This is a genomic window from Vibrio sp. L85 (genome assembly GCF_963871815.1).
Lineage (GTDB): Bacteria > Pseudomonadota > Gammaproteobacteria > Enterobacterales > Vibrionaceae > Vibrio > Vibrio harveyi.
Genome location: NZ_CAWMYL010000159.1, coordinates 1 through 307 on the forward strand (window position 1 = coordinate 1; position 307 = coordinate 307).

The following is a 307-nucleotide window of genomic DNA, read 5'->3' on the forward strand; positions in this document are numbered from 1 at the left end:
CTTCATCTCTTCCGGCGTCTCAAACTGCTTGGCTTGCAGTTCGGTCAGGGCATTACGGTCTTCTTCACTCAGGAAGATACCCGGTGCGACACACTCACAGTAAATCGCTTCTTGGTATGCCTTCATCATGGCAGGTGAAGGTGTGTAATTACGCTTGATAAAGGCATTACTGACATCACGTATCTTATCGAAGTGCAAACCCAGTTGAGTGATAAAGCTGCTGCCTGGGACGCGAAGGTAGCATTGCAAATCATCCAAGGCTTGAATTTCACTGCTCGACACGACAGGGCGAGTTACCGTTTGGTGA

The 307-nt window shown here is 48.9% G+C and carries 1 pseudogene; it reads right to left on the reverse strand.

The annotated features are described in order from the left end of the window. A pseudogene (locus AACR11_RS15795) lies at window positions 1-307 on the reverse strand (type IV secretion system DNA-binding domain-containing protein); the annotation flags it as partial.